At 58.8% G+C, this 13277-nt stretch carries 14 protein-coding genes; 5 read left to right on the plus strand and 9 right to left on the minus strand.

The genetic code is table 11. The features are described 5' to 3' along the window. Positions 1 to 9 precede the first annotated feature (9 nt). Positions 10 to 1260 carry a bifunctional alpha/beta hydrolase/OsmC family protein gene (locus P3M64_RS03465; RefSeq protein WP_132938077.1) on the minus strand — a complete coding sequence of 417 codons (1251 nt, stop codon included), beginning with the start codon at positions 1258 to 1260 and terminating at the stop codon, positions 10 to 12. Between the two features lie 125 nt (positions 1261 to 1385). On the opposite strand from P3M64_RS03465, the gene P3M64_RS03470 reads away from it, so the two are divergent. The 4 genes from P3M64_RS03470 to P3M64_RS03485 all read left to right on the plus strand — a co-directional run bounded on the left by P3M64_RS03470 (position 1386) and on the right by P3M64_RS03485 (position 4923). Beyond that, on the plus strand, positions 1386 to 2201 hold the full coding sequence (locus P3M64_RS03470) for an NUDIX domain-containing protein (RefSeq protein ID WP_322111132.1): 816 nt from the start codon (positions 1386 to 1388) through the stop codon (positions 2199 to 2201). 143 nt (positions 2202 to 2344) lie between these two features. Further along, the gene (locus P3M64_RS03475) at positions 2345 to 3346 is read left to right on the plus strand and encodes a cysteine synthase A (RefSeq protein ID WP_132938076.1); all 1002 of its coding nucleotides are present in this window, start codon (positions 2345 to 2347) and stop codon (positions 3344 to 3346) included. Between the two features lie 47 nt (positions 3347 to 3393). Beyond that, positions 3394 to 4257 (plus strand): 3-mercaptopyruvate sulfurtransferase, encoded by an 864-nt coding sequence (gene sseA / locus P3M64_RS03480; protein WP_132938075.1) that lies wholly within the window; start codon positions 3394 to 3396, stop codon positions 4255 to 4257. 54 nt (positions 4258 to 4311) lie between these two features. Continuing rightward, the gene (locus P3M64_RS03485) at positions 4312 to 4923 is read left to right on the plus strand and encodes a GNAT family N-acetyltransferase (RefSeq protein WP_132938074.1); all 612 of its coding nucleotides are present in this window, start codon (positions 4312 to 4314) and stop codon (positions 4921 to 4923) included. Between the two features lie 11 nt (positions 4924 to 4934). Here P3M64_RS03485 and P3M64_RS03490 read toward each other — a convergent pair whose 3' ends face one another. The 5 genes from P3M64_RS03490 to P3M64_RS03510 all read right to left on the minus strand — a co-directional run bounded on the left by P3M64_RS03490 (position 4935) and on the right by P3M64_RS03510 (position 9475). Beyond that, complete coding sequence (locus P3M64_RS03490; RefSeq protein WP_132938073.1) at positions 4935 to 5201, minus strand: hypothetical protein; 267 nt, start codon at positions 5199 to 5201, stop codon at positions 4935 to 4937. 29 nt (positions 5202 to 5230) lie between these two features. Further along, complete coding sequence (locus P3M64_RS03495; protein ID WP_132938072.1) at positions 5231 to 6010, minus strand: amino acid ABC transporter ATP-binding protein; 780 nt, start codon at positions 6008 to 6010, stop codon at positions 5231 to 5233. 35 nt (positions 6011 to 6045) lie between these two features. Further along, positions 6046 to 7143, minus strand: coding sequence for an amino acid ABC transporter permease (locus P3M64_RS03500; RefSeq protein WP_132938071.1), 1098 nt, complete (start codon positions 7141 to 7143; stop codon positions 6046 to 6048). A gap of 4 nt (positions 7144 to 7147) precedes the next feature. Beyond that, positions 7148 to 8338: an amino acid ABC transporter permease gene (locus P3M64_RS03505; protein WP_132938070.1), complete on the minus strand. Its 1191-nt coding sequence runs from the start codon at positions 8336 to 8338 to the stop codon at positions 7148 to 7150. Between the two features lie 117 nt (positions 8339 to 8455). Beyond that, complete coding sequence (locus tag P3M64_RS03510; RefSeq protein ID WP_132938069.1) at positions 8456 to 9475, minus strand: amino acid ABC transporter substrate-binding protein; 1020 nt, start codon at positions 9473 to 9475, stop codon at positions 8456 to 8458. A 368-nt stretch (positions 9476 to 9843) separates the two neighbouring features. On the opposite strand from P3M64_RS03510, the gene metC reads away from it, so the two are divergent. After that, positions 9844 to 11010 carry a cystathionine beta-lyase gene (metC, locus tag P3M64_RS03515; protein ID WP_132938068.1) on the plus strand — a complete coding sequence of 389 codons (1167 nt, stop codon included), beginning with the start codon at positions 9844 to 9846 and terminating at the stop codon, positions 11008 to 11010. Here the strand turns inward: metC and P3M64_RS03520 are convergent. From P3M64_RS03520 to P3M64_RS03530, 3 genes are read right to left on the minus strand one after another with little or no spacing between them, the layout of a single operon-like run. Continuing rightward, entirely contained in the window at positions 10994 to 11806 is an 813-nt protein-coding gene (locus P3M64_RS03520; RefSeq protein ID WP_132938067.1) for a metal ABC transporter permease, read from the minus strand. The two genes, metC and P3M64_RS03520, sit on opposite strands and share 17 nt — an antisense overlap. Next, entirely contained in the window at positions 11799 to 12632 is an 834-nt protein-coding gene (gene znuC / locus P3M64_RS03525; protein ID WP_132938066.1) for a zinc ABC transporter ATP-binding protein ZnuC, read from the minus strand. The genes P3M64_RS03520 and znuC overlap by 8 nt, the downstream gene beginning before the upstream one ends. Then, positions 12629 to 13153 carry a Fur family transcriptional regulator gene (locus P3M64_RS03530; RefSeq protein WP_132938065.1) on the minus strand — a complete coding sequence of 175 codons (525 nt, stop codon included), beginning with the start codon at positions 13151 to 13153 and terminating at the stop codon, positions 12629 to 12631. Before P3M64_RS03530 ends, znuC begins: the two co-directional genes overlap by 4 nt. Positions 13154 to 13277: the final 124 nt, after the last annotated feature.

Consider the following 13277-nt stretch of genomic DNA (forward strand, 5'->3'; position numbering starts at 1 on the left):
GCGCCGTTCTCACGCTTTTTCGTGGGTGACCTCGCGAATTTCCGAATGCAAGGTCCTGTGCACGGGGCACTTATCGGCGATTTCCAGCAACCGTTCCCGGCTTTGCCGATCGAGATCGCCGATGATCTCGATTTCGCGGTCGATGGTGTCGATCTTGCCGCTGCGCGTCTCACATTCGGCGCAATCCTCGGCATGGATTTTCTTATGGGACAGGCGTACCGATACCCGCGCCAGCGGCCATTTCTTGCGCGCCGCGTACATCCGCAACGTCATCGCCGTGCATGCGCCGAGGGCCGCGAGAAGAAGGTCGTAGGGCGACGGCCCAAGATCGTCGCCCCCGGCGTCCTCGGGCTCGTCGGCGGTGATCCAGTGCGCACCCCCGATTGAAACCGCCTGAGCGTATATACCCTGGCCGCTTTCCGTGACCACCACTTCGCCGACACCCGCCGACGGGAACCGCGCAAAATCCTGGACGCTTTCATCGCCCCTGTCGGCGCTGATATAACGGTTGGACCATGCCGCGATGACGTCGGCGACATAGAAGGCGTCTTCCTTGCGGTGCAGCAAGTGATCGGCGTCATCCAGCGAGATAAAACTTTTCGGATGTTTCGCCGCCTGAAAAATCCGCTGCGCATTGTCGATGCCGACGATCTCATCGCGGGGACCGTGAAAAACCAAAAGCGCCTTGCCGAGACCGGCGATCGCCCCATTCAGGTTTTGCGCCGAGATATCGTCGAGAAAATGCTTCTTGATCGTAAACGGACGCCCGCCTAAGGAAACCTCGGCCTCGCCCTCGGCGTTAATTTCGTCCATCGCCGCATGAAAATGACCGGCGACGTGGGAGGGATCGTGGGGCGCGTTGATCGTCACCACCGCCGCCGCCTGAGGAATGCGCGCCGCCGCCGCCAACGCGGCGGCCCCGCCCAGGCTGTGCCCGATCAAGATTTGCGCCGCGCCGTGGTTTTCGCTTAGAAACGTCGCCGCGGCGACGAGGTCCGCGACATTCGAGGTGAAGTTCGTATTGGCGAATTCGCCCTCGCTCGCCCCCAACCCGGTGAAATCGAAGCGCAGCACCGCGATACCGTGGGCGGTCAGTCCGCCGGCGACGCGCGCGGCGGCGAAAACATCCTTCGAGCAGGTAAAGCAATGGGCGAACAGGGCATAGGCCTTGGGCGCGCCTTCGGGAAAATCCAGCCGCGCCGCCAACATTTCGCCGTTTCCGCCCTGGAAGGTTACTTTTTCGCTTCGCGCCGCCGTCATCCGATCCTCCACCACAAAAAAACCACGACCGGCTTAACAAATGTCGCCGAGTCACGATAGGAGTTGAACACAGCAGCCACCTCGGGCACAACGGTAACGATATGAAATGGACCCATGCCCCGTTTATGAGCATTTGCGAGACCGGAGGCGTCGTCGTCAAGGAAGACGACGGTTGGTTGGCCCTACCCGACGGCGGGGACGGCGGCGCGATCGGCGCCTTTGAAGACCGCGCGGACGCCATGGCGGCGGTCGAGCACGATCACGGCGCACGCCTGTGCTGCGCCGATCGGCGGCGCGATCCGCAGCCGGGGGACGATTTTACCATCGACGACGTCGAAATCATCGACAAGACGCGCGCCTTTCAAGGCTATTTCGCCGTCGATCGGTACCACCTGCGCCATCGGTTGTTCGATGGCGGCTGGTCGGAACCGATCCACCGTGAGGTCTTCGAACGCGGGCACGCCGTGGCCGTGCTGTTGTTCGACCCGGCGCGAGACGTTCTGGTTTTCGTCGAACAATTCCGCCCCGGCGCCTTCGCCGCCCTGCGTGCGGGGGAAAGCTTGGCGGGTGGCGCGCCCTGGCTGATCGAATGCGTCGCCGGCATCGTCGAAAAGGGAGAAAGCCCCGAGGACGTCGCCCGCCGCGAAGCGTTCGAGGAGGCCCATTGCGAAATCGACGACCTGATTCCGATTTCCCGCTATTTCGTCAGTCCCGGCGGCGGATCCGAAACCGTCGCCCTGTATTGCGGCCTCACGCAAGCCCCCGAGAACGGCTCCCTGCACGGGCTGGCCGAGGAGCACGAGGATATTCGCGTCCTCTGCCTGGACGCCTCGGCGGCGGTATCCCGGCTCGAACAGGGGGGATTTAGCAACGCGCTCACCCTGATCGCCATGCAGTGGTTCGCCCTGAACCGGGTATCCTTACGAAAAAACGGATCGTGACCCACTCCCGACCCTAGGGTTCGGACCCTAGATTAACGCCCCGGCGTCCGGGCTTTTTCTTGCATATTTCCTATCGCGTATATATTTTATAAATGTAATACTAATTTATATGGTTATTTTTGTTTGTTTTACATAGAGGAAACATGAAAATCCGCAAAGGGTTCATCGGAACCATTGGAAACACCCCCCTCATTCATCTGAAAAAACTCTCCGAGGACACCGGATGCACCATTCTCGGCAAGGCGGAGTTTCTCAATCCCGGCGGCTCGGTGAAGGATCGCGCCGCGCTGTACATCATCCGCGACGGCGAACGGCGAGGTCACCTGAAACCGGGAGGAACCATTGTCGAGGGCACCGCGGGCAACACCGGAATTGGTCTGGCCTTGGTGGGAAACGCCCTGGGCTATAAATCCGTGATCGTCATCCCCGATACCCAAAGCCAGGAAAAAAAGGACGCCCTGCGCCTGTGCGGGGCCGACCTGCGCGAAGTTCCCGCCGCGCCGTATCGCGACCCCAACAATTATGTCCATGTTTCCCGACGCCTCGCCGAGGAGCTTAACGAGAGCGAACCTCACGGCGCGTTCTGGGCCAACCAGTTCGACAACGTCGCCAACCGCCAGGCCCACATCGAGGGCACCGGCCCCGAAATTTGGGATCAGTGCGACGGTAAAATAGACGGCTTCGCCGCCGCCGCGGGCACCGGCGGCACCCTAGCCGGGGTGGCGATGGCGCTGAAAGAGCGCGATTCGACCATCATTACGGCCCTGGCCGATCCGATGGGCGCGGCGTTGTACCACTACTACAAATTCGGCTCCTTAAAAGCGGAGGGTTCCTCGATCACCGAAGGCATCGGACAAGGGCGCATCACCGCCAACCTAGAGGGCGCGCCGATCGACGAGGCGTTCCAAATCCCCGATAGCGAAGCCCTTGAAATTATTTTCGACCTTATCCAGTATGAGGGGCTGGTGCTCGGTGGATCCAGTGGCGTCAATCTTGCCGGCGCGGTGCGTCTCGCCCGCCAAATGGGACCTGGTCACACCATCGTCACAATCCTGTGCGATTACGGATCACGCTATCAGAGTAAATTGTTCAACCCCGCATTTCTTCGTGAAAAAGGGTTGCCGGTTCCCCCGTGGATGGTCTAATCCCTTGGGGGAATTCCGCCATAAAATCAACAGGGAGCCTGCTATTCATGGAGTTCGCCAATCCAGAAGCCTTGGTCGATTGCGCGTGGTTGCGCGATCATCTCGACGCCCCGGACGTGCGCATCGTCGATGCGACGTTTCATCTGCCCCATGATGACCGGGACGCCCGCGAAGAATATGGATTCCGCCATATTCCGGGGGCCGTACACTTCGACATCGACGAAATCGCCGATACCGATACCGACCTGCCCCATATGTTGCCCAGCCCCGAAAAGTTCTCGGCAAAGGTGCGCAAGCTGGGCCTGGGCGACGGCAATAAGATCGTCGTTTACGACGGTTCGGGCGGGTTCATGGCGGCGTGCCGAGTGTGGTGGATGTTCCGGGTTTTCGGCCATGAGGACGTTTGCGTGCTCGACGGCGGGCTGCCGCAATGGGGGAAGGAACGCGGCCCCTTGGAACAGGACGCCCCCCCCGCCATCACGGAACGGCACTTCACCGCGCGCATGAACAACACCTTGGTGCGCACGCTCGATCAGATGCTCGCCAACGTCGAAAGAAAAAAGACTCAAGTCATCGACGCGCGCAACGAAAAACGTTTCGCCGGCATCGACCACGAACCGCGACCGACCGAACGGCGCGGGCACATTCCGGGCAGTATCAATCTGCCGTTCACGAGGCTAATGGACCCCCGGCAAAACTTCACCTTCCGCAGCGCCGATGAGATCAAGGCCGCCTGCGACGAGATCGGACTCGACCTCGGCAAACCGATCGTCAGCACCTGCGGCTCCGGCGTTACCGCCGCGGTCAACGCTTTTGCCTTATATCTTCTTGGGCACGATCAGGTGGCGGTTTATGACGGCTCGTGGGCCGAATGGGGGAACCTTCCGGACACCCCCATCGCCAATCCCTGAACGACGTCCCACCCCGGAGTATCCCGGAACAACACGCCATGGACCCCCCGCGCGATGCCCGACCATTTCAAGAAAGATGACAAAATCGAAAGCACCATCACCTATCTGGAGATGACGAAACGACCGCTTTCGCCGACGCCGCGCCCCTCCAATACCGCCCCGGGCGAACGATTGTCATTGATGCGCGCACTCCGTCCGACGGTGTCGTTTTACCGCTTTTTATACGGAACCGTCGGCGCTCCGTGGTTATGGTACGAGCGACTTTTACTCGATGACCACACCCTGGCCCGCACGATCCAAAACGATGACGTGGAGATCTACGTACTCTACCTCGGCGGCGTTCCCGCCGGATACAGCGAACTGGACGCACGCGACCCGCAAGACATCGAACTGGCGTATTTTGGCCTCATGCCTGAATTTATCGGTCGGGGCCTGGGGCGCTTTTTCCTGCGCTGGACGATCGATCAGGCCTGGACGCACGCCCCCCGGCGGTTCTGGGTACATACCTGTACGCAAGACCACCCCAGCGCCGTAGGCCTTTATCAAAAGGAAGGGTTCGTGCCCTACGATCAAAAACGGATCGTTATCGAGGATCCACGCCAAATCATCGCCGCCGGAAGGGGCGCGGTTGCGACACCGCACACCCCCGACAACGACGTTTCGTAGTAAAGCGCGGTTTAGCGCAGCGAGGACAGGTTGGTCATCAAGGCGTTTTTGACTTTCTTGATTTCATCGGACAGTTTGTGCGCCTTGTCACGATCTTCCGGGCAAACATGATCGAAGGCGATCATGGCGCAACGCTCGCGTTCCTCCAGCAACGCCTTGACGACGCACACCTCAATGGCGTCGGCGATTTCCTTGGGGTGGTCCTCCGCGGAGATGCCCAGAATTTTTTGAATGTCTTGGGCCGTTAGCTCGGCGCGTTCTCTTAGGCTTTTAATCACGCGGACGCTCCTTGATCGATGGCGAAAAATTAATGGTTCAGAATCTGGCTAAGGAACAATTTGGTCCTATCGTTCTGCGGATTGTTGAAAAATTCGCCCGGCTCGTTTTCCTCGACGATCTGCCCTTCATCCATGAAGATCACCCGGTCGGCGACGGTCTTGGCGAAGCCCATTTCGTGGGTGACGCAAAGCATCGTCATGCCTTCTTCGGCCAGCTCGATCATCACGTCGAGCACTTCCTTGATCATTTCCGGATCGAGCGCCGAGGTCGGCTCGTCGAACAGCATGACCTTGGGTGACATACACAGCGAGCGGGCGATGGCGACACGTTGCTGTTGGCCGCCCGACAGCTGACCGGGGAACTTGTGCGCCTGATCGGGAATCTTGACCCGTTCGAGGTATTTCATCGCCACCTCTTCGGCCTTCGCCTTGGGCATCTTGCGCACCCAGATCGGCGCCAAAGAGCAATTTTGCAGCACCGTCAGATGGGGAAACAAATTGAAGTGCTGAAAGCACATGCCGACTTCGCGGCGGATTTCATCAATTTTCTTCAGATCGTCGGTCAGTTCGATACCTCCGACGATGATATGACCCTGCTGATGTTCCTCAAGTCGGTTAATACAGCGGATCATGGTCGATTTGCCGGACCCCGAGGGGCCGCAGATGACGATCCTCTCGCCGTGGCGGACACTCAGGTTGATGTCCTTCAAAACATGGAACTGGCCATACCATTTATGCATGGCCTTGATTTCGATAGCGAGCTTGTCGTCCGCCGTGGATGGCGAAGCTTTAGAAGCGGTCTCGGACATAGATTTTTCCTTAAAAGCGTGTCCTGAAGCGAAAATTAACGTTTGTGGCCGGTGTACAACTTGCGTTCCAGAGCCTGGCTATAGCGTGACATGCTAAAGCAGAATATCCAGAAGCAAAACGCCGCGAACAAGTACCCCTCGGTGGAAACGGAACGCCACGACGGATCGGTGATCGCCGATTGAACCGCGCCCAAAACATCGAACAGACCAATGATCAACACCAGCGTGGTATCCTTGAACAGGGCGATGAAGGTGTTGACGATGCCGGGGATAACCAGCTTCAAGGCTTGGGGCAAAATGATCAGCCCCATGCTTTTCCAATAATTCAGCCCCAACGCGCTAGCCGCTTCGCTTTGCCCCTTGGGTATCGCCTGCAGACCGCCGCGCACCACCTCGGCGATGTATGCCGACTCAAACAGGATGATTCCAATCAGGGCGCGCAGCAACTTGTTGAAATTGACCCCTTCGGGCAAGAACATCGGCAACATCACCGAGGCCATAAACAACACGGTAATTAAGGGGACGCCGCGCCACAGTTCGATAAACCCGATACACAAAGATCGGATCACCGGCATTTCCGATCGCCGGCCAAGCGCCAAGACAATGCCGATCGGTAAGGCCGCGATGATGCCGGCATAAGCCAGCACCAAGGTCAGCATCAAGCCGCCCCACTTTTCCGTTTCGATGTGCTGAAGCCCGAACATTCCCCCCGAAATCAAGACGTAGCCGACGACCGGAATTCCGATGAGGGCGAAAATTCCGAAGATTTTCTTATAGGGAAAAGCGTTAAAAAACTGGGGCGCGAACGTCAGCGCCATCAAGAGAAAAATGCTGTTGATCCGCCAGTATTGATCGGCCGGATAAAAGCCGTAGATGAACAACGTGATTCGGGATTTGACGAAAACCCAGCACGCCCCGCCGGCGGTGCAGGCGGCCTGCGTATTTCCGGCGAAATTGGCGTTGATTATGGCCCAATTGACGATCGGAGGGACAAACGAAAAAATTAGATACAGCGCGGCCAACGTCAAGGCGACGTTCAACGGCGAGGACAGGAGATTCTCCCGAACCCACCCGATGGCGCCACGAGACGCGATCGGAGGAGGCATGTCGGGGAGGGGTTGAAAAGCCGGCATATCCTTATCTCTCCACCAAGGCGACACGTTTGTTGTACCAGTTCATAAATCCGGAAATGGACAAACTGATGGTCAAGTATACCGCCATCGTCATCCCCACGATTTCGACCGCTTGACCGGTTTGGTTCAGGGTCGTCCCCATGAATACACTGACCAGATCGGGGTACCCGATCGCCGTCGCCAGGGACGAGTTCTTGGCCAGATTCAAATATTGGCTGGTCAAGGGCGGCACGATCACCCGCAGCGCTTGAGGGATGATGATCAGGCGCAGGGTCTGCCCCGAACGCAACCCCAAGGACCGAGCGGCCTCGGTCTGACCGTGGCCGACCGCGAGGATACCCGAACGCACGATCTCGGCGATAAACGCCGCCGTATAGAAGGACAGCGCCCACAACAAGGCCATCAATTCGGGAATCATCCGCATCCCGCCTTGAAAATTAAAGCCCTGCAAGGTCGGATAGTCCAACGAGACCGGGCGACCCATTATAAAGTAAACCAACGTCGGGGCCACCACGACAAGCGACAAGTTCAGCCATAGCACCTTGATGCGATTGCCGGTTTTTTCCTGGTGCCTGTTCGCCCATATGGCGATTATAACGGCCGCAATCACAGCGACGACCGCCGTAAAAATGATATATCCCGCCCCATCGTTCAAAACCGGCGCCGGTAAATAAAGCCCCCGGATATTTAAAAACAGGCTCTTTCCCAGGGACATGCTTTGGCGCGCCGAAGGCAGCGCCTGCAACACGACGTAATACCAGAAGAAAATTTGCAGCAACAACGGAATGTTGCGCAGGGTTTCGATGTAGACCATCGCCACCTTGGCGATCAGCCAGTTCGACGACAGGCGGGCGACGCCAACCAGAAAGCCGACCACCGTCGCGAAAACGATGCCCAGTCCCGAAACCAAAAGCGTATTGAGCAAGCCGACAAAGAATGTCCGCCCATAGGTATCGGTCTCGTTATAGGGGATCAGGCTCATTAAGACGCCGAACCCCGCCTGATTGTGAAGGAAGCCAAACCCCGTCGAAATGCCGCGCCTTTCCATATTGTACAGAGTATTCTGGAAAATCACGTAGAAGACGTAGCCGACAACGACGACGGTCAGGGCCTGAAATACGACGGCGCGCGTCTTGGGGTCGTTCCAAGGGGCCGGTTTGGACGATGCGAGCCTGCGCTCGTCTCGTTCCGTCATGTGTTATTCCTCAAAAAGCACTGCAACGCCCTCACAAAAATAAGGGCAAAAACCGATCTCCCCGACACGGGGCGAAACGCACCGCAGCGGGGAGATCCATCACATTAAAAATCCGAATTAACGGATCGGCGGGGCGTACAAGATGCCGCCCTGGTTCCAAAGCGCATTCAGACCGCGTTCGATCTTCAGCGGCGAGGACATCCCGACATTGCGTTCAAACGATTCGCTGTAATTGCCAACCTGTTTGATGATGTTATAGGCCCAGTCGTTGCCGATGCCCATGCCCTTGCCGAAATCACCATCGACACCGAGCAGGCGTTTGACCGACGGGTTGGTCGAGGATTTCATTTCATCGACATTGGCCGAGGTCACACCGAGTTCCTCGGCGTTGATCATCGCCGATAGGCTCCACTTGGCGATATTGAACCACTGATCGTCGCCCTGACGGACAACCGGACCCAACGGCTCCTTCGAGATCACCTCAGGCAGCACTTCGGCGCTGCTGGGGTCGGCCAGTTTGATACGCAGGGCGTACAACTGCGAGCGATCGGAGGTCAGAACGTCGCAACGACCGGACTGGAAACCGGCAATGGTCTGATCGGACGTGTCGAAGGTGATCGGCGAATACTTCATGTGATGCTGGCGGAAATAATCGGCGAGGTTCAATTCGGTCGTCGTACCGGCTTGGATACACACCGAAGCGCCGTTCAATTCCATCGCGCTTTTCACGCCCAGAGATTTGTTCACCAAAAAGCCCTGACCGTCATAGTAGTTGACGCCGGCGAAGTTCAGACCCAGTTGCGTGTCGCGGGTCATCGTCCAGGTGGTGTTGCGCGCCAACAGGTCGATTTCGCCCGATTGCAGCGCGGTAAAACGCTCCTTGGCGGTCAGCGGAACATATTTGACCTTGGAGGCGTCGCCGAAAACAGCGGCGGCCACGGCGCGGCACATATCGACATCGAGGCCGACCCACTGATTTTGATCGTTGGCCTGAGAAAATCCCGGAAGCCCGGTGTTCACGCCACAGCTCAGGACGCCACGCGCCTTGACGTCGTCGAGTGTCGCGGCGCTGGCGACCGAAGCGAAAGCGACGGCGGCAACGGCTGCCGCGGTCAATACGCGGATAGTGGTTTTCACGAATAGTTCCTCCCTGAAAAAAATCGTTTGCGGCGACACGCGAAACCGTCGCCGCCTTACGGTGATCACAAATCCGTATCACAATTGTTTCGATACACTCAAGGGCGCTGAAGCAGGCGTTCCAAAATTTCTTTTCCATTCAAAAAAAGAAATATAAATTCCAACTTGAGCGAAGAGTTTGAAATATCCGTCTTTTCGGGTATAAAACCCCTTCCGAATCCCAAGGCTTTCGCCCATCATCGGCGGCGATCACTTTTTCGCCGCCCGCAGGTTTTCGGCATTCTCCCCGAGAGGATTTGCGAGCGCACACATACTACCTCTCCATGCGGGTCTCTGCAATTCAGGAAAAACGGAGGACCTCGGTCTCGATGAAAAAAGACACCCTTTTGGCCACCACCGCGCGACGCCCCGGAACCAACTTCGGTATCGTCAACCCTCCCGTTTATCATGCTTCAACCGTCGTTTTTCCCACCCTGAAGGCCCTACATGACGCCGGACAAACCCCCTTCGAGGGCGTTTACTACGGACGTTATGGAACCCCCACCACGTTCGCCTTCGAAGAGGCCGTGGCCACCCTCGAAGGCGGCGAAAAGTGCATTGCTTTGCCTTCGGGAATGGCCGCCATCGCATGTGCGATCATGGCCCATGTGCAAAGTGGCGATCATATCTTGATGACCGACAACGCCTACTATCCGACCATCAAGCTGTGCCAGGGATTGCTCAAGGGGTTCGGCGTCGAAACCACTTATTACGACCCGATGATCGGGGCGGGTATCGCCGAACTGATGCGCCCGAACACCAAAATCGTGTTCACCGAGGCCCCCGGCTCGATCACCTTCGAAGTGCAGGACGTTCCCGCCATCGCCGAGGCCGCCCATCGGGGCGGCGCCTTGGTGGTGATGGACAACACCTGGAGCGCGGGATACTTTTTCGCCCCCTTTGAACACGGCGTCGATCTGTCGATCCAGGCGGCGACCAAATACATCGGGGGGCATTCCGACGCCATGCTGGGCACGATCACCATGGCCGAGAAACATTACGAACATATGCGCCGCACCGCGGCGGGGCTGGGCTATTGCGCCGCGCCCGACGATTGCTATCTGGGCCTACGCGGCGTGCGTTCATTGGCCGCCCGCCTCGCCCGCCACCAAGACGGCGCCCTTCGCATCGCGAAATGGCTGTCCACCCGCCCCGAGGTCGAAGCGGTCCTCCATCCGGCTTTTCCGTCCTGCCCGGGCCACGATACCTGGAAACGGGACTTCACCGGGGCCAGCGGGCTGTTCGGGGTCCAGTTGAAGGACTATCCGATCAACGCGATCGCCGCGATGACCGACGGCATGGAACATTTCGCCATGGGCTATAGCTGGGGCGGCTTCGAAAGCCTGATCGTGCCGTCGGCGCCGGCGCCGATGCGCACCGCCTATCGTTGGCCCTGGCCGGGACAAGCCCTGCGCCTGCACATCGGTCTCGAGGACCCCGACGATTTAATCACCGACCTGGAACGCGGTTTCGCGCGCCTTAACGCCGCCCTGTGATTTTGGGCCGCTTCGTGATTTTTGGGACAACGGTCGCAACCACAAAAATGACGACGGCGCAAAGCACGATCGACGGCCCCGATGGGGTATCGAAACGGTAAGACCCCCACAATCCGCCAATGACCGAGGCGACCCCGGCGACAGCGGCGAGCACCGCCATCGCCTCGGGCGTGGCGGAAAAACGCCGCACGCTGGCGGCGGGAATAATCAGCAGAGATGTCACCAACAGCACGCCGACGACCTTCATCGCCAAGGCCACCACGAACGCCAAAAGCACCATAAAAGCAAGGTTGACCGCACCCACCGGAACACCTTCGACAAAGGCCAGTTCCTCGTGGACACTGGCCGTCAAAAGCGGCTTCCAGATCACAGCCAAAGTCACCAAGACGACCGCGCCGCCGGCGAATATCCACGCCACATCGGACCATCCCGCGGCCAGGATATCGCCAAACAGATAAGCCATCAGATCGAAGCGCACGGACTGAAGGAAGGCGACGATGACCAGCCCCAACGCCAGGGCGCCATGGGCCAAAATCCCCAGCAAGGTGTCGTCGGCCAGCCGCTTTTGCCGTTGCAAGACAACCAGCAGGACCGCCACCGTGAAGGAAACCGCGATGACGCCGATCATCGGATCGATATGCAGCAAAAACCCCAGGGCGATCCCCAACAGCGCAGAATGGGACAACGCCGCGCCGAAATACGCCATCCGCCGCCACACCACGAACGCGCCCAACGGCCCCGCCACCAACGCGACGCCGGTCCCCGCCAGCAGCGCACGCCAAAGAAAATCATCCATGATCGTGACTCTCGCCTCTGGTGCATGTCGCGCATGACGGAGCCGACGCGTCGCCGAGGACGTTCCCTTGCAAGTCGTGGCGATGGTCGTGTTGATGGTGGTACACCGCCAACGTCGCCGCAACTCTTTGCCCGAACAGGGCGACGAAATCGGGGTGTCGGCTGACCTGCTCGGGATGCCCCGCGCAGCAGACATGCTGATTGAGACATATCACCTGATCGGTTTCGGCCATCACCATATGCAGATCGTGGGACACCATGACCACCGAACACCCCCTACGATCGCGAATGCTGCCGATCAGACGATACAGGTCGGCCTGCCCATTGATATCGACACCCTGGACCGGCTCATCCAAGACGAGAACATCCGGCTCACGTAGCAAGGCGCGCGCCAACATGACGCGCTGCATCTCGCCGCCCGAAATGTCATGCAGGGCGCTGTCAAAGACATGGCTTGCTCCGACCTCGACCAGCGCCGCGCGGCGCACGCCGTCACCTAGACGGGCGCGGGGAACGCCGAGCGCCAAGAATCGCGCCACGGTCATCGGCAGCGTGGGATCCAGTCTCAATTGCTGGGGCATGTAGCCAATTTTAAGGCCCTTGCGCCGGAACACCCGGCCGCTATCCGGAACTTGAAGACCAAGCAACACCCGCACCAAGGTCGTTTTTCCCGACCCGTTCGGCCCGATGAGAGTCACGATCTGGCCACGCTCGACCCGGCAATGAACATGATTTAAGGCCGGGCGTCCGGCGAAAGAAACCGACACGTTATCCGCCTCGATCAATAACGAGGTCTTATGGTTTGGGTTTTCCCCGATTTTTTTCATGGCGCGGTCGTCCGTTCGTCGTCGTTTTCCTGGCATGATGGGCACAGTCCCCTGATTTCAACGGCGGCGCGATGCGCCGCAAAACCCACCCTCGCGGCGGCGTCACTGATCGTCCCGTCAAGCCGATCGTCATCGAATTCGGCGACGTCGCCGCAGCGCGCGCAAATTAGAAAATGTCCGGCGTGGGCGCTTTCCGGCGTGCGGCATCCGATAAAGGCGTTCCGACTTTCGAGCCGGTGAACCAGCCCGTATTTCATCAAGAAGTCAAGGGCGCGATAAACCGTCGGCGGCGCCGCCTTCAAGGCGTCGCCTTTGAGACGGCGCAAAATATCATAGGCTCCAATAGGGTCGTGACTGGCCCATACTTCCAAAAGGACACGACGGCGCAATGGCGTCAGGCGCGCGCCAGCGGCGGCGCAAACACGCTCCGCGGCATTCAAAGCATGATCCACACAGCGCCGATGATCGTGCCCGCCGGAAGACGTATCGCTTTTGGAAAAAGGAGTTTTGATATTCCTCATTACGCACGCACCCATATCGCTCGCTCGCGCCCTCATACCACGCGCTCCTGAAATCACGAACCGCGCCCCATCGGGCGATCGCGCGCGAGGACGAAAAATGATCTTGACGCCCGTTCGAAGTGTT

This window comes from Varunaivibrio sulfuroxidans, from assembly GCF_029318635.1.
Taxonomy (GTDB): domain Bacteria; phylum Pseudomonadota; class Alphaproteobacteria; order Rhodospirillales; family Magnetovibrionaceae; genus Varunaivibrio; species Varunaivibrio sulfuroxidans.

Bases quoted from the DNA above. Each gene is read 5' to 3' on its own strand.
- P3M64_RS03465 (WP_132938077.1), bottom strand. From the start codon at position 1,260: ATGACGGCGGCGCGAAGCGAAAAAGTAACCTTCCAGGGCGGAAACGGC.
- P3M64_RS03470 (WP_322111132.1), top strand. From the start codon at position 1,386: ATGAGCATTTGCGAGACCGGAGGCGTCGTCGTCAAGGAAGACGACGGT.
- P3M64_RS03475 (WP_132938076.1), top strand. From the start codon at position 2,345: ATGAAAATCCGCAAAGGGTTCATCGGAACCATTGGAAACACCCCCCTC.
- sseA (WP_132938075.1), top strand. From the start codon at position 3,394: ATGGAGTTCGCCAATCCAGAAGCCTTGGTCGATTGCGCGTGGTTGCGC.
- P3M64_RS03485 (WP_132938074.1), top strand. From the start codon at position 4,312: ATGCCCGACCATTTCAAGAAAGATGACAAAATCGAAAGCACCATCACC.
- P3M64_RS03495 (WP_132938072.1), bottom strand. From the start codon at position 6,010: ATGTCCGAGACCGCTTCTAAAGCTTCGCCATCCACGGCGGACGACAAG.
- P3M64_RS03500 (WP_132938071.1), bottom strand. From the start codon at position 7,143: ATGCCGGCTTTTCAACCCCTCCCCGACATGCCTCCTCCGATCGCGTCT.
- P3M64_RS03505 (WP_132938070.1), bottom strand. From the start codon at position 8,338: ATGACGGAACGAGACGAGCGCAGGCTCGCATCGTCCAAACCGGCCCCT.
- metC (WP_132938068.1), top strand. From the start codon at position 9,844: ATGAAAAAAGACACCCTTTTGGCCACCACCGCGCGACGCCCCGGAACC.
- P3M64_RS03520 (WP_132938067.1), bottom strand. From the start codon at position 11,806: ATGGATGATTTTCTTTGGCGTGCGCTGCTGGCGGGGACCGGCGTCGCG.
- znuC (WP_132938066.1), bottom strand. From the start codon at position 12,632: ATGAAAAAAATCGGGGAAAACCCAAACCATAAGACCTCGTTATTGATC.
- P3M64_RS03530 (WP_132938065.1), bottom strand. From the start codon at position 13,153: ATGAGGAATATCAAAACTCCTTTTTCCAAAAGCGATACGTCTTCCGGC.